We start from the raw sequence: 18,645 nt of genomic DNA on the forward strand, positions 1-18,645 counted from the left end.
AACTCTTCTAAAAAAATGTTATTATATATTAAAAACTTTGCGTTTAGAAAACTGTGTAGGCCATATGATGAAAATCAACAAACTAGCAACAGTATCACTGTTCGCCATGATGCTTTCAGCGTGTGCTGTATCAGTATCAACTGAAAAACCTGAAATTTCTGATTGCTGTAGTAAAACAATTTATGATCAAAATATCAATGTAAGGCATCAACAAAGATACGATGTTCGGAACCTTTCAGCTGATGCTGGGAGAAAAATAGGCGATCTCGATCTTGCTTTCGAATTGGAAAAGGCGAGAGATGCGGCTGTTAATGATGGCCGTAGCTCCATGATGAATTACTATCGTGATGTTTACCGTGCAGCAGTTTCATCTGCTTACAGTGATAGCTATCTGCCAACGCAAGCGCCAGCTGCAAATGATGAAAAGCGTGATCTGCAACAATTCAATGCTGATGCCCAAATCATTATTCACCAACCCACCGATAGAACGCTTTATTTTGAGTATGATGCTGTCGGCTATTCCGATATTGCCGAGGCTCAATATGTTTTGGCTAAGCACCGTGATTATCTTTTAAAAACCCACGGTAGAGTGCTGGTTGTTGGTTATGCTGATATTAGTGGCTCAGCTGATTACAATCTTGCTCTTGGACGCAAACGTGCGGAGCGAGTAAAAAACGAATTGGTCACCAAAGGGGTGCCTAGTGAACTGATTAGCGTCGTTAGCTATGGGGCTTCGTATTCGCCACCACTTATGAGCGGTCATACTGACAATTTGAAGTTGTGGCGTAAAGTCGAGTTGTATTATTGAGTCGAAAGGCCAATTTTTGCGTCATTTGAAATGTCTGGTCTAATCATAGTCATGATGATTAGTGGAGATTTAAAAATGAATAACAGCTATTACAGCCAACCCGCTTACAACGCAACCCCACAAGCCCAATCTCAATCTGCTCCAATGCAACAGCAGACGCATTATTTTCAACCGCGCCAAGGTAACCCTATGAATATTGGGCCTCACCACGAGGCCGCAAATTATGATGAATATCAGCAGTACCAACCCCAGCATGACAATCGCCGCGGATTTGAAGAGCAATCCGCACAAAGCGCTCAAAATGTTCAGCCTGCAGCTGCTCCAGAATTTGAAAAATCGGTAAAAATCCACGGTAAGGCCGCTGCGCTGACCATCGTCGCATCTGTCACTAAGAAAGGTTTTCACACCTTGAACATTGAAGGCGCAAACGGAATGGGGGATGGCACTAAAAAGTTTGATTGGCAGGATAAGACAATAATTCAAATCACCGCGACTGAATATCGGCATTTGTTAGCCGTGCTATTCGGATTCATTCCATTCATTGAGTTTAAGTCACATGGCCCACAGAAAAACAAAAGCATCTCGGTCAAGCGACAACAGAATGGGTTTTTCTTCTCAATCAATGAGGGTGGCAAGAAGCCAAAAGCTGTTCCTGTGAGCTTTGATGATGCTTACTTACTCGGGGTCTACGCATTGGATGTATTTGCACGAAATTACCCTAACATTGACTCACATTGCCTGTTAAATACCGTTCAAACCTTTACACAGCTGCCGTACTATCCTGTCCAGCAGTAGTGCTAGGCGTTTTCAATCGGCAAGGAATGAGTTTTGAAAGCGCCGTAGGTGTGGATAGCCAGTTGAGGATAATGCGACAGAAGAGTCTCTATCCACGTCTGCGCAACCGATGGATTATCGGTCATGCTTGGAAGTTGGTACTTAACAATGATCTTGTCATTTGATTCTGGGATAACTCCCAGTTTTAAATGGTAGGCCGCGCTGTGACCTCGGGCATGAATAATTTGAACTAGCACTACTGGCATTTCTGACTCTAGTCGTTTACCGCATTCGTCCACTAATTCTGAATATGAAATAAACAATTTACATATGCCTTAGCATTATAGATTTGTGTTATTGACGCTACTATAATCCATCCTAATTCAAATATGGAGATGTAATTTTGTGAATGCGATAAGAATTTGTCACAACAACCCTAAAATCCGAGTATGGTTTGGTACTTCATTCACACCTTACCCTCGCTCAGTTTTTTATTCGTTGATCTCAATTGTGGGTTTCAGCACGTTGTCTGTGATCGTCAACCTCCATAACTCATTAACTCCTTGGGCTGGGATAGTTGTACTTGGGGGGGGGGCGTTGGTGGCGCTTGGATTAAAGAAGAAGGTCTATATGTCTTATCTTTACGAGTCTGATTGCCTGCTCGAGTTGACACTGTGGGGGGGGCGCATTTGGAGTCGAGAATTCAACTTAGCCAATGATGAACTTAAAATTGAAAGTACAATGAACGCTTATCGCGTGGTTCTCAGTGACAAAAGTATCGTGCTTACCAATTCGCGGGGATTAGCTGAGCAGGTTCATGGGCAGTTAGCAAAACTGATTAAGGTTTGTCACTCTTAGGCTTACTGTATATACGTGTTTCGACTTTCCAAGACTCAACAACCTCCGTGGTTTTCCCACCTTCTGATTTCATCGTTTTTTGTTCCCATGAAGAGACAACTGGCTTGCTGAGCTCATTACGTTCAGCAAGTTCGATGTAAGCATTTTCAGCCATCAATTCGTTTAGGGTTGGCCGTTTCTTGCCATCATCTTTGGCGTAGACATTTAGCGTAGCTGAAGCAATCGCACAAATGGATACGGCTTTAATCAGTCTGATAAGTTTCATGAATTTCCTACCTAGAACTATGGTTTATGTTAGATCTTAACTTAGATTAAATAACATGCAAACTTAATTATCTGTGTTAAAGTAATCGCTCTCGATGAAGGAGCTACTTATGAATTTCAGTCAGCATCGCTACAAACTTTTAGCGGCTGCGTTATTAGCCTTGCCACATTTTGCATTTGCGGAAATTGAAGGTATGACCTTTACGTCTGTTATGCAAGAACAGACGACTTTGACACCTGCTTCGGCTATGGCCATCAACCCGGTTCTTGAACATTCAATGAATGTTTATGTGTCTGCCGGTCTTGACCGAAAGCTAAAACTATATTGGCTTTCTAGTGGGGTCAAGCTTAACGAAGTCAATACGGGTGTGATTGGTGTTTCCGACAGAATTACATTTCAAGGAAAAGACTTTTACGGAAAACAGATCTCTATAGTTGCGCCTAATTCACAGGGAAATTATACCTTACAGGCTGACTTGTTAACCGTTGATGGGAATGTGATTGGCTCTTGGTCTATTCCGGTGACAATAGATACTCAAGCACCAACAGCCAATAGTTCTGATTTAGCTTTTAACTATAGATCCTTCGGTGGAACTTTAGCTTCATATAGCCCTATGGATTTCGGCCAATTAAAACTCACAGGTATTCAAGATACAGGTGCTGGGCTCAAAAATGTTCTCTACATTGTGAAAGATGATGTGAGCCTTTCATTAATAAATTCGATTAATGCTCAATTGGATTTAGATACTTCCACTGCGAGCCTTTCGTCCCTACCATCTGAGGTTTTACCCAGTGATAGAGGTTGGTATCAGGCTGGTTTTAGGGTCTTTGATGCAGCAGGTAATTATTCAGATTTTACTGCTCGCTCGTTTATCGAAAAAGCCTCATATCCCTTACCAGTTCGTAGCGACATTTATGATGCTTCAAGTGCTACGTGGAAGCCGTACACATCTTGGATGACCATCTACAACAATCCGATAAAAGTCCGCTATAGACGGCCCTATTCTGAAACGTTGGAAGCAAACGGGGATTATGGTTGGAGTAGTTATGGTTATCGAGAGGGTGATTTTGTCTATAACGAATTTACTGTCTCATATCCTACAGTAAACCCATATTGGGTTGCGCTGACGAAAAGTGGCATTCACTCAGTCAATTACCTTTCTGATTTCAAGTTCACCCTAGGCCCAGGTGTTGATCGTTCGCCTACTAAGCAACCTGACACTGTACAATGGTTTAGTGAGGAAGGTGGCAGTGGGGGCGAAAGAATCAGTGTTGGCAAATACACAAAAGTGGTAAGGCTTCGTCTAAACAGTGAAAAAATGGGTTATGAACAATTAGCCGTTGTTTCAGGTTTAGGCTCCTGTGTTATCCCAATTGGTGAAACCTATTGCGATGTTACAATCAACAGAGTATTTGAGTCTGGTTTTGGCTATACACCCTACAGCTATGTGGTCTACTCAAGTGTGAACGGTGTCAGTGATGGACGTTTTAGTGCTCAATTTAATTATTGGTATACATATTGGGATTTTATTGCTCCCACAATCGAATCGGTCAATGTTACTGATGATTCAATAACTGTAAACGTGTACGACACGAACACTACTAGCGATTGGCGTTCTGGAATGTGGAAGACAGAGGTTTTCCGATTGCAATCTAGTTTAGGCTTCGCAATATCTCCCGATTCTTGGGTGATCACCGGCACCGGCCGTCATCGAGTTACTTTTAAACTCAATCGATTACCAAGTGGTCGTCAAAATATTTCGTTTTACGCAGATGACACCTATGGTAATCGGGTAACACAGTCGATTCTATCCAATTATCTAAACGACACTACGCCTCCAGTTTTGCGATTGCAATCGCCTTCTGGAGCGCAAATCACAAACGGAAGCACCATTAATGGTTTAGAGAGTTTACGTATCAGCATTACTGATGATAGTGAAGCCAATATCAATTCGGTTGTGCTATCTGGAGGGGCTGCTAAGGATTCAGTTTATGTTTCTACAAATAATTTAGGTGATGGTATTTACGACCTGAATTACCCTCGTTTATTCCCTAGTTTGGAAGCGAATGAAACTTACACTATCAATATTACCGCTCAAGATACAGCAGGGAACGCATCGACGTTAACTTCAACCTTCTTGTATTTGCCTGCCAACTTATTGCAAGTTGGGCAAATGACGACTTTGGCTGTTAATAAACAACTGCAGAACACGCAAAACGACCCAATTACATCAATTAAAACTGGTGTGCTCAGAACGGCTGAAGGACAACTCGCGTCCGGTGCTCAAACGGCATTTATCACGTTACGCAGTGACGCCAAAATCAACGTCAATATCCTTGGTAGCGTGTTGCAACCTGGGGAAACTAAACAAATCACGATCATCCCCAGCATCACAGGTGAAGTTGTTATTCCTGTTTACTCTGCTTCTCCTGGTGTGAAAGGGCAGGCAAGCTTCATGATCGACATTCCGCAAATCACTTCTACCAATTAAAGGGCAGGCCATGCAAATTAATAAATCACTACTTTTAGGGCTGTGTAGCGTCATCTGCTCTGGCATGGCTAACGCGGCAGTAGAAGGCTTTTCGTATACAGACACCAACGCTACAGTGAAAACCACTGAGGGCTCGCTCATTAACCCTCAAACTGATGCGATGGTTTACCTCTCTGGAGGGCTTGATAACAAACTTAAGCTATCAGTCATCAACACCAGTGGAGTGACGGTGTTCAACAACACCACAGATTTTATTCGAGTTTCTGACAGGTTAAGCTTTTCTGGACGAGAATTTTACGGAAAATCAATAACTATCCCCAAATTGATGGATGGTTTGTATAGCCTTAAAATCGAAACGATTAACAGTTCTGGTACAACAATTGATCAGTATACAAAGGTTGTTGAAGTTGATACTGAGGGACCTATCATTGGAGACTGGTATGGAAATGGAACAAGCAATTATGGTGCCGAAACAGGGTCGAATGAGATTTGGTGGCTAAATACACAAAACACCGGCGAAGATTCGAAAATTTGGATAACGGATGTAAAAGGTGCGGTTTCAGGTTCTGTCATTGTACAAAAACTAAATTCCGATTCCATCGTATTAACAAGACCCATGGTCATAGACCAAGCAGCATTCAAAGCTGTGATAAATGCACAAACAGACTTATCAAATATATTACCGTCAAATAACGCTTCTGATCCATATTCAATGCAGGCTCAGCTATATGATGCAGCAGGTAACATCACTCGTTCAACTGTCAAAACATTCTATTACGACAACTATGGTGGGGCTCCATCTTCTCCTTTTGCAGTCTTCGACCCGGATGCAAACTTGGCTGAAAGTGTATCTAGTTCATTTGTAGGTTTTGTAGCTTATACTCCAGGCATGACAGTCAAAACCAACCCCGTTCGATTGTTATATAGAGTACCAGTAGATAACGTTCGAGACGCTGGAGTGAAAGGGGGGCTTGCTCTCGCGAACTCAGTGGGAGCGACAAATGTTATAATTAATGGTGAATACGGTTATTTTGATATGACAGCGCCATTTGGATATAACAACGCAAACCAAATTAAGTGGGTTGACTTTGGTCGATGGATGGCAGGCACTATCCAATACAATTTGTCATTGTCTGAAACTGCTTCAAAATCCCCAGTGTTGACGTCAGCAACATTTTTGTTAAATGACGTTCGAATGTCTATTACGACAGGGATCATGCATCATAATTCGATTTTGCCAGCTACAATGACTGATTTTGAGCTTCGGGTGCAGCCGCGGGATTACGTGCAACGCGCAAGTTTTCGTGGATATTCTTGCGACATTCCAGCAGGTGAGTCAATTTGTAGCTTAACGGGTTTAACATATGAGATGACCAAAGGTGGATATGGCTATTTGCACGATGCTATCGGTGTTGTGTCAGTGGGCCTGCCGATGGGAACACTTTACGCGAATTACAGCTACGGCGAATCAACCTATAACGATGCTCAATACCCGCAAATGACCAGTTTTAAAGTTGATACGACAACTAACACTCTTACTGCATTTGTTTATCTACCGGGTGCAGGCAGTTGGTTTGAAAGGTTAGTCATGAAGGCCGCTAGAATTAAATATGGTACAAAATATTTAAACCCTATTAGTTCAATTCGCAACGGTGTTAATTGGGAATACGTCTTTAACTTAAATTCTCTGCCGACTGGAAACCATTCACTAGAATTAGAGATGGTCGAGAATCACGGGCCTACCACTGTGTCCCCGCTTCAAACATTCAAAGTAGAAAACGCCACACCAACAATAAGCATTACCAATTCCGGTAGTGCAGTATTCAATGAAATTGTCGGGCTAGATGACTTGGTAGTGTCCATTGCAGATGAATCAAGCTACACCATCGATAGTGTTATTATCTCCGGCGGTTCAGCTAACGACACGGTTTACTTGGCCACTGTAAGTAAAGGCAATAACGTGTATTCATTGCAATATCCAAGGCTTTTCCCATCACTTACATCCGGTGAGATTTATACTTTAACGGTGAAAGCTACCGACGTTTTTGGCAACCAAGGCGTTAGTAGCAAGAGCTTTACTTATCAGCCGCCTAACATAGTAAATGTAGGCTCATTAACCACTCTTGCAGTATCTAGGGATTTAGCTAGCTCTGCAGACAAACCTGTCAGTGAAGTCGTCATTAATGATCTGAGAACAGTTGAAAGCCAGCTCGCTTCGGGACCGCAAGATGCTTTATTTACGTTACGCACTGACGCAGAAATAAGTGTTCAGGTACTTGGTCAAGTGGTAAAGCCAGGTCAAACGGTAACGTTAAACCCGGTGGCTACTTCGGGAGTCGTTAAATTTTCGGTGTATCCCGCGGCGAGCGGTCAAAAAGGGAAGGCACAGTTTTTATTTGAAATATTAGAAGTGAAGAGCAACATCTGATAAGGGCGTTGTTGCCTAAATCAATCTTAGGTATGCCTTTTCCTAAAAGGGTTCCTGGTATTAATTGACCCTCTGGCGAATAGGCATACCCAGTCCTATGACTTTGTTCATCACTTTCACACCAGCCAGTGCCTCGCCGACTTGGCCGTTGTAGTCCCGCAGGCTCAATTTCGGGCTAATCAGTTGCTTGTAACGATACATAGCTGTTTCTGACAGGGAGCGTTGGTGATAGTCATTCTCTTGTTTCCATTGTTTGAGTTCATCACTTTTCAGAGCGCTGACGGCCTCGTTTCTGGGATGACCTTCTTCCCAATAACCTGCATTTTTTCGCGGCGGTATCGTAGGTTTACACCCTCTGCGTTTCAGCAGCTTATGACATTTTTTGGTGTCATAAGCACCGTCAGCTGACACTTGTTTTACCTTGCGCCTTAGTGGGTTTAATAACGTTGGGAGAACCTCACTATCTGCCACACTCTCTAAACTGACTTCGGCTGCGATGACTTCATGTGTGGCCGCATCTATCGCAAGGTGCAACTTACGCCAAGTTCGGCGTTTTTCCTTACCATGTTTACGCATTTTCCATTCACCTTCGCCATATACTTTCAGTCCTGTGGCATCGACAACTAAGTGAGCAATCGCGCCTCGGCAAGGGGGGCGGTAGTTAACTTTGACTGTCTTTGCCCGCTTGCTGATGCAGCTGTAACCAGGTGAAGTTAATTGCAGACTCATCAAACTAAACACTGAGTTGAGAAAACCTTCTAGTGCTCGCAAGGGGAGATTAAACAAACCTTTGAGCATTAAGGCGGTTTATATCGCCGTGTCACTGTATTGAAATCCCCGACCTCGACCACCATGGTGTTCAGTGTGACACCAGAGGTTGAGCGCCTGCTCGTCTATCCAAAAAGTCAGTGAGCCTCGGTTGGTCAACGCCTTGTTATATTCCGGCCAATTGGTAATGCGAGATTTAGATTTGCCCATCTGATAGCGGTTTCTGCGTGGTATTCACAGGATCTGATCGCATCTGAGACGGAAGGTTCATTCATTTAGGCAACAACGCCCCGCAGAAGGAAAGAAGCTTAATAGACACCACATAGAAGCACTCAGTCAGCGCTTTGGTGTGCCTGTATCATTATTTTTTTAGCTCAGTGAATCAGACTTGCCTAGTCTGGTTCACGTGATAACATCTCGCTACACGCTTAGCTCGTCAACCAAAGGTGGCTAGCAAGCTGCCTTTGCACCGATGTTGTTACACGCTGCATTTATCCATGTTCGGGCATAAATATCTCCCTAACTCACAGAGTATCACAGGGTGAGATTATGCTTTGTAAATTCTGTTAACATTTAGCTATTTTGTTCTTAAGTCGACTTAATGCGAGATTATTGATTGATATAAATCATCCATAATCGAATGAAATTCGTTCGACTGGATAGGTTTGTCCCTAATTCAACTGCGAAGTGCGACACTCGCCAATATCAAGCAGCCAATACCATTTCTTTAAAGACAATCGCTGGTTGCTTGAAATCTAAACACTTTTTCGGTCGATAATTTATCCGCGATAAAGCGAATTCAATATCACTGTCTGTTACCGTTGTTAGGTCGGTTCCTTTCTTCACATATTGCCTTAAAAGACCGTTAGCATTCTCATTGGCTCCACGCTCCCAAGAACTATAAGGGTGGGCAAAGTAAACATCAGCCTCCAACTCCTTTGCGATGGTTTCATGGCCTGCAAACTCTCTCCCGTTATCTGCCGTGATGGTATGGACATGCTCCTTGTAAGGCATGAGTAGTTCTATGGTTGCTCTAGTGACATCATCCGCTGACTTGGATGGCACTTTCTTCACCAAGTAAAATCGTGTTTTACGCTCTAAAATAGTCACCATCGCCCCCGTGCCGTGCTTGCCTAATACGGTGTCGATTTCCCAATCACCAAATCGCTCCTTACTGTCAACTATGCTTGGCCTATCATCGATAGAAACCGCATTTTTGATCGCTGGTGCTTTCTCTTTTTTACCGCGACGATACCGCTTGTGACCTTGCCTCAAGTGGCGATATAACTTGCCACCCGAGCGTTTATCCTGCGCAACAAATCGGTAGATCCACTCATAGCTGACAGCGGCACCGACTTTAGTTAATACACTGGAAATCTGCTCTGGACTCCAATCCGCTTCTAAAAGGAGGCGGATAAAATCAACACGCTCCTGAGGTATTCTGTATTTACGCGCTAATGTGCGTTTTTTGAGTGATAACACCTGACTGAGCTTCGTTTGGGCAATAATGACTGCCCTTGCTGCCACGTTTAAGCTCCCGATATACCGTGGAGCGATGGCACTGAACGGTTTTAGCAATCTCAGAAACTGAAATCCCCCGTTCCAAAAGAGCAGAAATCTGGTATCTTCTGCCTTCGGTCAACTGCTGATAATTCATGGTAGTACTGCTTGTTTCTTTGGCGAGAAGAGCGTCCCACTTTTAGCAGTTGGCTTCCTCTTCTACACCTTTCCATGAATGTCGCACTTATTATCTGAAATCGGGATCGGGAATTATGTTTTTCAAATAAATTTTCATTGCTAAATGCAGTATTTTTCACTACTATTATTTGAAAATCGTTGGAGATATATTTTGCGTAGAATCCACTTAATCATGATGTTTGTTTTACTGACGTTTGTCGGTCAAACTTTTGCGTCTGTGATTATGCCTGGTACTATGCCAATGAATTCAATGACGACTTCAAATATGCCTGCTGAAAATGGCAAAGCATGTCATGACGCTAGTATGCAAATGAACATGAACATGAACATGGATATGGATATGAGTGATGGTGCGGATGATAGTTGCTGCGCCCAAGCGTGCCATTGTCCTGTCGGATCATGTTTATCAGTCGCTTTAACGATGGCGATGCCAACGCTTAAATCAGAAGTCAATTTAGTTAATGCTGCAACAATGTTTACCTCAGCACTAATGCCTCAGTATCGTTCTTCTTTATACCGTCCTCCAATATTTGCCTAACATAGGCACAGTTACGCCTTTTTTTTGCTAGCTGTCCTAGCCAATCATGTAGTTTCAATTTTTTAACCTTTTGGTTAATAAACTGACATTAAACCGCGTTGTTTAATGTGACGAAATTTGATTTGGAGGCAATATTATGTCTGCTCTATATCGCAATTCTATTAGTTTTTTTCGTGTCATAGGTACTATTTTTATTCTGCAAACTATGGGAGGGATATTAATTGCCCGTGCAGCAGAGCCCGGCACTACGGAGCCATTACTCACCGTTTATAAAATGCTAATTGCGGCTGTTGTGAGAAATGGCTAACGCATATTAGTGAGCGTGGATTTAGTGTTAGTGCCCACAATATTAACAACCTTTATGAGTTTAAACAGTCAAAGGGCATTCCTGCTTCAATGCAATCTTGCCATACCGCTGTGTCATCTCAAGGTTATGTGTTTGAAGGGCATGTCCCTGCAAAATTCATTAGTCGTTTTTTAGCCACCCCTCCTAAAGATGCTATCGGCTTAACCGTACCCGCTATGCCAGTGGGCAGCCCTGGCATGGAGTACCAAGATAAATTTATGCCATATCAAGTCTTACTGTTGAAAAAAGATGGCAGTAGTGAAGTTTACGCCCAAGTGAACTCGCTTGAGGAGTCTGTACAATGAAATCGCAATACATGATAAAACCCATGATTCAAATGACAAACAGTGAACTCAACAACAGCCGACGCCGGTTTGTGTTTGGTGCATCCGCCATGTTGGCATTGATGTCGATCCCTTTCCCTAAAAATGCCGTTGCCAATGCGTTAAGCCAATCGTTGAGCCAGCTCTCTGGCAAAGTGTTTGACTTAACAATTGACTATAAAATGGTTAATTTTACCGGGAAATCTGCTCGAGCTACTGTGGTAAACCAATTACTGCCCGCGCCGTTATTACGTTGGAAAGAAGGTGAAACAGTCACCTTAAGAGTAAAAAATAATCTCGACCATGATAGCTCTATTCACTGGCACGGTATTATTTTACCCACCGAAATGGACGGTGTGCCTGGCTTTAGCTTTGATGGCATTAAACCCGGTGAAACATTTGAGTATCAATTTACCGTCCAGCAAAGTGGCACATATTGGTATCACAGTCATTCAGGCTATCAAGAACAAACCGGTTTATTCGGCGCTATTGTGATTGATCCAGCGACCCCCGATCCGGTTATATATGACCGTGACTATGTGATCATGCTGTCAGATTGGTCTGACGAAGCCCCTGAAAACATTTATGCCAAATTAAAGAAACAAGCCGATTACTATAATTACCGTGAGCGTACGGTAATGGATTTTTTCTCTGACGTGAATAAAAATGGCTTAGCCAATACGTGGAACGCTCGTTCGATGTGGAATAACGCGCGCATGAGTGACAGAGACATATCTGATGTTACGGGTTCAACTTACACCTATTTAATGAATGGCAATCCTCCGCAACAGGGCTGGCAAGGGTTGTTTGAACAAGGTGAGAAGGTGCGCTTACGCTTTATAAATAGTTCTGCTATGACCATATTTGATGTACGTATACCGGGTCTCAAAATGAGTGTTGTCGCCAGTGATGGTCAGAACATTCAACCGGTATCTGTGGATGAATTTCGAATCGGTGTTGCTGAAACCTATGATGTGGTTATTGAGCCAGAGGTTGATAATGCCTATTGTATTTTCGCTCAAAGTATTGACCGCACCGGCTTTACGGTAGGTAACCTTACCTCAGATGCCAGTTTACATGCTCCTATTCCCCCAATGGATCCAAGGCCAGTCCTTGGCCACAGTGATATGGGCATGGATATGAGTGATATGGATATGAGCGGTATGGATCATAGCAAAATGGACATGGGCGCTGGTGATATGTCAGGCATGGATCACAGCAAGATGGCTATGGGTGGCGGTGATATGTCAGGCATGGATCACAGCAAGATGGCTATGGACGGCGGTGATATGTCAGGCATGGATCATAGCAAGATGGCTATGGGCAGCGGTGATATGTCAGGCATGGATCACAGCAAGATGGCTATGGGTGGCGGTGATATGTCAGGCATGGATCACAGCAAAATGGCCATGGACGCTGCGAAAGCGACAGTCTCAGGACTAGGGCTTGCAGGCTTTGGCAGTAACAATGAAATTAAACACATTGACACCGAGTTCGGCCCACAAGTGGATATGCGTGCAGATGCGCCAAAAAGTGGTTTACACGATCCCGGGATTGGATTGCGTGACCATCAACAACAATTTAATCGCAAAGTATTAACTTATGGCGATATTAAAGGCTTACATCCTACCTACGACACGCGCCAACCTAGCCGCGAAATTCAACTGCATTTAACCGGCAATATGAACCGATATATGTGGTCTGTGAATGGGGTGAAATTTATGGACGCCGCGCCATTAGAGTTTGAATACGGAGAAAGACTGCGGATCACCTTAGTGAACGACACGATGATGACTCACCCTATGCATTTGCATGGTATGTGGAGTGAGTTAGAGACAGGCGACCCTGATTTTATTCCCCGTAAGCACACGGTATTAGTTCAGCCGGGTTCTAAGATCAGTTACTTAGTCACCGCCGATGCAAAAGGGCAATGGGCATATCATTGCCACTTGTTATTCCACATGCCAGGCATGTTCAGAAAAGTCGTGGTGAAATAAGGGGTATACAAAGGGGTATACAGATGAATAAAACGAATTTAGTGGCATTGGGACTGTTGAGTCTGAGCGCCTCATTGGCTAGCTCAGCTGTGTTTGCCGGCGGTAATGATGATCCTCTATTAACAAAAGTCATGCTGGATCAATTTGAAAAAGGCGTGGATCCGCAAGATCCTACCCAGTTTAGTGCACAAGCCTGGTTAGGTTACGATTTGAATAAGTTGTGGCTTAAAACCGAAGGTGAATATTCAAATAGTGATAAGCAAGACCTTGAAATTCAGGCTCTTTACAGTAAGCCCATCGCACCATACTGGGATGTACAATTCGGTATTAAAACCGATATCAAACCGACGCCGAACCGTAATTGGGCTGTGATTGGGGTTCAAGGGTTAGCGCCATATTTTTTTGATATTGACGCGGCCTTATTCATCGGTGAACAAGGCCGTACGGCTATGCGGTTGAGTGCGGAATATGAACTGTTAATCACTCAAAAATTGATACTCACACCTGAAGTAGAAGTTAATTTATTTGGTAAGGACGATGCTGAACTTGGAATAGGCTCAGGCTTATCTGACGTCAGTGCAGGGCTGCGATTGAGATACGAGATTGTTCGAGAGTTCGCACCCTATATCGGTGTTGATTGGCGTCAGAAGCTCGGTAATACCGCCGATTACGCCCGAAGTGAAGGGGAAGATACACAAGAAACCCAGTTTGTTATTGGTTTTAGCGCGTGGTTCTAAGACCTCGTTCGTACACTGAGTTATAAGCTTGGCGCCAAGATGTTAGCTAAGCCAATATTAAATCATTTATGTAAACCGTTTTTCGATCGTTAAAAACAATATAAAAGGAAATATCATGAAATTATTTAACAACGTTTTAGTCGTAACAAGTCTATTCCTGAGTGCTTCAGCATTTGCTCATGTCGGACTGAGCAGTTCTATGCCCCCTAACGGTGCCATGCTAAGTCAAGCCCCAACAACGCTTGAACTGAACTTTACGGCTCCGGTACGTTTGGTCAAATTAACAATGCAAGATGAGAAGCAGCAAAGCGTACCGTTAACATTACCTTCAAGTGCGGCCAGTCAAGCTGAATTTTCATTCGCCCTACCAGCATTAAACGCAGCTAATTACACAGTTAACTGGATGATCATGGGTGATGACGGTCATAAGATGAAAGGCAACATGAGCTTTATGCTTCACGACTCTGGCATGAACACTCGCAGTGCACCGCCTATGACAATGGAGCATGAGACTAGCGAGCACACTGCACATCAATAAGTGGATGAGTAAACATGATATTAACCGTATTTGAAATATCGGTGTTGATATCTAAATGGGTTATCTATCTGAGTGTTGCCGCTGTTATTGGCGGCACATTGATGCAATACCTCATTAAGGGTCAACTTAATCTGAGCATTAGCGTTGCAAAATATACCGGCCTAGGTGCCGTATTGGGATTGATTGCCGTTAGTATCAATTATTTTGCGCAAGTAGGGGCTTTTGCTGAAAACGGCTTGATGGGAATATTTGATGCGCAGATGCATGCTTTTCTGTGGCCAACCCAGGTAGGGCAAACGGTGCTTTGGCGCTTAATCGGTTTTGGGTTAATGCTAGTGGCTAGTGGTTTACTGTTACATAAGAACCGTTATATCAAAACGTTTTCTGCGGTATTAGCGATTCTCAGTTGTCTGTTAATTGCTGTCACGTTTACTTTTATTGGCCATAGCACCGAACTGGGATTGCTTGCTCAAGGCTTAATATTGATACACGTGTTGATCATTGGCAGTTGGATAGGCGCTTTTTATCCATTATGGAAATTATGCTGCACCGATGACCACATCGTCATAAAAAATGTCATGGATACATTTGGTCGTTTAGGCATAGTGATTGTCATTCTAGTGTTGCTTTCAGGCATGGGAATGGTGTGGATGTTGTTTGATAGTCCCACTGAATTAATCAGTTCCGATTATGGTATTGCGGTCACCATCAAGCTCTGTTTGGTGGCTATCATTTTGCTTATAGCAGCATGGCATAAATTGGTTTTAGTACCTAAATTAACGATTGCGAACACATTACTCGCAAAACAAAAACTACAAAAATCGATTGGATTAGAAGCATTAATAGCAGTACTGATATTAGCGACAACAGCGGTACTTTCGAGCGTGCTAGGTCCTATGAGCCTTGGATAATCACTATAAATTAACAGAGAGATAAAAATGAAAAATAGCCCTTTAACAATACTCATAACGACCGGGATATTACTGATGTCCGCAGGACAAAGCTCATTGAGCTTCGCCCATGGTGATGAAACACACCCGATAGAACAAAAAGCGTTTATCGGTGTTGATTCCGCCGCGGGCAATGTTGTCAAACATTTTCATGCTGCATTACAAGCGGGCAATGAGGTTATTGTTAGGCAGTTATTAGCAGCCAATGTTCAAATTTATGAAGGTGGAAAAGTAGAACGTTCACTTACGGATTATGCCAATCATCATATGCTTGCGGATATGGCTTACTTAAAAGGGTTAACCATAACGCCAAAAGAACACCAAATAACGATTACGGGTGACATTGCTATTTCAACGTCAATAAGTCACGCCCAAGGTGAATATAAGGGTAAAAGTATTGACTCGATGACCATGGAAACGCTTGTGTTAATTAAACAAGTGGATGGTAGTTGGAAAATAACCCACGTGCACTGGTCGTAACTAATAAGAATTTCATCAACCAGATAAAGGATTATCTTGAGTTCCTTTGTAGGTAGTGTTCCCAAGAAAACCACAAAGACTCACGTCATGTTAATGCATGATATTTTATGGAAAAGGATTTCCATTTTTTATATAAAAAAGACCGGAGTAATTCCAGTCCTTTTACAAGCCATATTTAAATGTTAATTTTAAATAAGTTTCATAGTTGTAATGCAAGTTCTATCGTTATTGAAAGTAGACAATACTTCTCTCGCCACTCTTTTGCTTCCGTCTTTTGCTTCATAGTAAATATTAAATGCTAAGTTTTTATCTTTTGGAACCCAAAAGTCTATAAATCCATCACGTTGTGTCGTCATTTTTTTGTCTATTAATGTTTCACCTGTGTCAGTATCAGTCATGACAACTTTCATTGTTTGATTTATTATCTCTCCGGTACAACCTGTTAAAACATGATTCGTACATGGATGAGAACTATTAATGTACGGAGCTATTGAAAGAAAGAATTGATCTTTTGGTATTGCTACAGAACTACTTTTACCATCTGAGAAAGTTGCAACTATTCTATCGGGTAATACTTTTATCATTATCCCTTCATTATTTTTGTATAGTGTATGTGCTGTTGTAACAGCACTCTTATAGTCTAAATTTTTAAACGTTTCTGCATTTATTATTGTGGCATATGATTGACTTGAATATGCAACTATAAGTGCTAATAGAATGTGTTTTTTAATCATGGTCTGAGTTATCCTATATAGTTTATAAAATATTTTTATTTAAACGTGCCTCGCTTTTTTTATTGTAACGATTGTGGTTATATATATATTGAGCTAATTCACATTATTGATATTGGCCTGATGTTTTTGGTCGTTTGTTTTTTTGTTTTTTAAATATATGCTTTAACGCTCTATTCTCCTAGGTTTTTAGCTCAGGTTTTAAACTTGCGTCTTCATATAATTTTTCTACCTAAGTTTTTAAACTTGGGTTTTAAACCTATGTTTATTTTAAATTAATATTTATGTCGGTTTGATATTTTTTTGTTAAATAGATCACTGTTAAAAATGCTCTAGTTTGTATTATCGATTGGGTTTGTAATTTATTTGTTTATCTTTGATTTTAGTTTTACTTAATATAGTTTCTTATTTGTAACTTAACGTTAATAAGGTTTGTATGTTTAAATATAATAAATATTTTTGGTGTTATTAGCAATGAGTAATAATGCACTCTCTAATGATGATATTGAGAGTTTTTCTGAATGGATACACAATGGTAATGTTGGAGGTACAGCGAGATCGTACTATTTCGAACAAGATTTTGACGATTCAAATACAGAGAATAGCTCGATTTGGGTGAATGGTGGTAATGTTACTTTTAATACATCAGAGTTTAATGGGTTTAAATTGGGAGGAGAGGTACAGGGGTCATACGTTAGTAATATCAATGATGATGATGATACAACTGCGGGAGATATGAACGCACAAGGTCTTGTATTATCGGAAGCTTTTTTGAAGTATCAGTTTGGTGATACTGTGTTTTCTGGAGGTAGACAACACTTTTCATCACCCCTTATCGCTAACTCAGGTTCAAGATTGATAAATGAATCTTTTGAAATGTATCAGGTGTCTTCAAGTCATTTTGATGGTACTGATATTTCGATTGGATATGTGACTAAATATCAGACTCGAACAGATAAATCGTTTTATGTTGATAATGAATTTGTTGATTTTGATTTTAATGGTTCTGGCTCTCCTGGCGATTTTTATAAAATAGGTAATGATGGCGTTTTTTTCGTACAAGTTAACAAGCGAATCGCTAAAAAATTCAAAGTTAACTCACAGTACGCAAATGTAATAAATGAAGTCCAAGCACTTTATGCGGATGTCGAATATACATTGCCAACTAACTTTAACAGTTATATTGCAATGCAATATTACAAAACTAAGTGGGATAAAAATGAACTAGTCGATAATGATCTTTTGGGCTTTAAAGTAGGTTTCAGTCAGGGAGGAGTAGATTTTTTTGCTGGTTATACATTAGCTGGAGGAAATGAAGGAGATAATAGAGTTTTTAGAGGCATTGGTCAAGGAGCTTATTATCAGTTTACTGCCACTACTAAAACTGCGGGTGTTGGGGCATTTGAATCTGGAACAAATTCGTATCAATTGGGGTTAGGTTCTGCTATCTCTAATCTTAAAGGTAAAATATTTTATACATCTTTTGACAATCCCATAGTGGGAAAAGATTTAAATGAATGGACGGTTAATCTTGCATATCAATTTGATGGTAAACTCGAAAATATCGGTATATCAATTGATTTTTCAATATTGGATTATGAAAACAATCAAAAAGACGCTACAGATTTAAGAACGAAATTCACTTACAGCTTTTAAAGGTTGTAAATGTTTTTGACAAATGTTAATTCCCTAATAATTATATTGTAATTGTAAATTCAGGTCGTGTTAATGGGTGTGCTTGGGTTTACAATTTTATATGAAAATACGTCTAGATGATTAAAGTTGAAAAGGCTTTGTTTCCTAAATCAGTTGAACTAAAACCATAGCTGGTGATCTGATCGACATAGCCCATCAACTCGCCCATCAATCGTGTCAAAACCTCAATATAAAACAATCAACTGGAAGCAATACAATC

At 41.5% G+C, this 18,645-nt stretch carries 16 protein-coding genes and 3 pseudogenes; 14 read left to right on the top strand and 5 right to left on the bottom strand.

The window, feature by feature from the left end:
• The first annotated feature begins 64 nt into the window (after positions 1-64).
• Positions 65-808: an OmpA family protein gene (locus tag B5P39_RS21005; RefSeq protein WP_011711613.1), complete on the top strand. Its 744-nt coding sequence runs from the start codon at positions 65-67 to the stop codon at positions 806-808.
• A 30-nt stretch (positions 809-838) separates the two neighbouring features.
• Positions 839-1,603, top strand: a complete 765-nt coding sequence (locus B5P39_RS24780) for a hypothetical protein (RefSeq protein ID WP_176370374.1) — start codon at positions 839-841, stop codon at positions 1,601-1,603.
• A gap of 2 nt (positions 1,604-1,605) precedes the next feature.
• On the opposite strand, the gene B5P39_RS21015 is transcribed toward B5P39_RS24780, so the two are convergent.
• Positions 1,606-1,848, bottom strand: a complete 243-nt coding sequence (locus B5P39_RS21015; RefSeq protein ID WP_041413326.1) for a hypothetical protein — start codon at positions 1,846-1,848, stop codon at positions 1,606-1,608.
• 139 nt (positions 1,849-1,987) lie between these two features.
• On the opposite strand from B5P39_RS21015, the gene B5P39_RS21020 reads away from it, so the two are divergent.
• Positions 1,988-2,440, top strand: coding sequence for a hypothetical protein (locus B5P39_RS21020; protein WP_011711615.1), 453 nt, complete (start codon positions 1,988-1,990; stop codon positions 2,438-2,440).
• Here the strand turns inward: B5P39_RS21020 and B5P39_RS21025 are convergent.
• Positions 2,421-2,705, bottom strand: coding sequence for a hypothetical protein (locus B5P39_RS21025; RefSeq protein WP_037431062.1), 285 nt, complete (start codon positions 2,703-2,705; stop codon positions 2,421-2,423). The two genes, B5P39_RS21020 and B5P39_RS21025, sit on opposite strands and share 20 nt — an antisense overlap.
• Before the next feature lie 109 nt (positions 2,706-2,814).
• Between B5P39_RS21025 and B5P39_RS21030 the strand changes: the two genes are divergently transcribed.
• The gene (locus B5P39_RS21030; RefSeq protein ID WP_011711616.1) at positions 2,815-5,196 is read left to right on the top strand and encodes an Ig-like domain-containing protein; all 2,382 of its coding nucleotides are present in this window, start codon (positions 2,815-2,817) and stop codon (positions 5,194-5,196) included.
• Positions 5,197-5,206: 10 nt separating this feature from the next.
• The gene (locus B5P39_RS21035; RefSeq protein WP_011711617.1) at positions 5,207-7,624 is read left to right on the top strand and encodes an Ig-like domain-containing protein; all 2,418 of its coding nucleotides are present in this window, start codon (positions 5,207-5,209) and stop codon (positions 7,622-7,624) included.
• Positions 7,625-7,684: 60 nt separating this feature from the next.
• Here the strand turns inward: B5P39_RS21035 and B5P39_RS21040 are convergent.
• Both B5P39_RS21040 and B5P39_RS21050 read right to left on the bottom strand, forming a co-directional pair.
• Positions 7,685-8,602, bottom strand: a pseudogene (locus B5P39_RS21040) (IS5-like element ISSpu16 family transposase).
• A gap of 495 nt (positions 8,603-9,097) precedes the next feature.
• Positions 9,098-10,049: pseudogene (locus tag B5P39_RS21050) on the bottom strand (IS30 family transposase).
• Positions 10,050-10,241: 192 nt separating this feature from the next.
• Between B5P39_RS21050 and B5P39_RS21055 the strand changes: the two are divergent.
• From B5P39_RS21055 to B5P39_RS21085, 8 genes and pseudogenes are all read left to right on the top strand, one after another.
• The gene (locus B5P39_RS21055) at positions 10,242-10,628 is read left to right on the top strand and encodes a hypothetical protein (protein ID WP_254915833.1); all 387 of its coding nucleotides are present in this window, start codon (positions 10,242-10,244) and stop codon (positions 10,626-10,628) included.
• A gap of 136 nt (positions 10,629-10,764) precedes the next feature.
• Positions 10,765-10,935, top strand: a complete 171-nt coding sequence (locus B5P39_RS25055) for a hypothetical protein (RefSeq protein ID WP_254915834.1) — start codon at positions 10,765-10,767, stop codon at positions 10,933-10,935.
• 92 nt (positions 10,936-11,027) lie between these two features.
• Positions 11,028-11,279: pseudogene (locus tag B5P39_RS25060) on the top strand (DUF411 domain-containing protein); the annotation flags it as partial.
• Positions 11,276-13,294: a copper resistance system multicopper oxidase gene (locus B5P39_RS21065; RefSeq protein WP_083848294.1), complete on the top strand. Its 2,019-nt coding sequence runs from the start codon at positions 11,276-11,278 to the stop codon at positions 13,292-13,294. The pseudogene B5P39_RS25060 and the gene B5P39_RS21065, both read left to right, overlap by 4 nt.
• 23 nt (positions 13,295-13,317) lie before the next feature.
• Complete coding sequence (locus B5P39_RS21070) at positions 13,318-14,031, top strand: copper resistance protein B (RefSeq protein WP_011711624.1); 714 nt, start codon at positions 13,318-13,320, stop codon at positions 14,029-14,031.
• A gap of 115 nt (positions 14,032-14,146) precedes the next feature.
• Positions 14,147-14,569, top strand: coding sequence for a copper resistance CopC family protein (locus tag B5P39_RS21075; protein WP_088212835.1), 423 nt, complete (start codon positions 14,147-14,149; stop codon positions 14,567-14,569).
• Positions 14,570-14,583: 14 nt separating this feature from the next.
• Positions 14,584-15,480, top strand: coding sequence for a copper resistance D family protein (locus B5P39_RS21080; protein ID WP_011711626.1), 897 nt, complete (start codon positions 14,584-14,586; stop codon positions 15,478-15,480).
• Between the two features lie 75 nt (positions 15,481-15,555).
• The gene (locus tag B5P39_RS21085; RefSeq protein WP_011711627.1) at positions 15,556-15,999 is read left to right on the top strand and encodes a YybH family protein; all 444 of its coding nucleotides are present in this window, start codon (positions 15,556-15,558) and stop codon (positions 15,997-15,999) included.
• A gap of 188 nt (positions 16,000-16,187) precedes the next feature.
• Here the strand turns inward: B5P39_RS21085 and B5P39_RS21090 are convergent, their stop codons facing one another.
• Positions 16,188-16,733: a CueP family metal-binding protein gene (locus B5P39_RS21090; RefSeq protein WP_011711628.1), complete on the bottom strand. Its 546-nt coding sequence runs from the start codon at positions 16,731-16,733 to the stop codon at positions 16,188-16,190.
• Between the two features lie 471 nt (positions 16,734-17,204).
• On the opposite strand from B5P39_RS21090, the gene B5P39_RS21095 reads away from it, so the two are divergent.
• Entirely contained in the window at positions 17,205-18,386 is a 1,182-nt protein-coding gene (locus B5P39_RS21095; protein ID WP_140418344.1) for an OprD family outer membrane porin, read from the top strand.
• The last annotated feature ends 259 nt before the right edge of the window (positions 18,387-18,645 follow it).

Origin of the sequence: Shewanella sp. Shew256, assembly GCF_002196695.1 — a bacterium.
Taxonomy (GTDB): Bacteria; Pseudomonadota; Gammaproteobacteria; order Enterobacterales; family Shewanellaceae; genus Shewanella; species Shewanella mangrovisoli.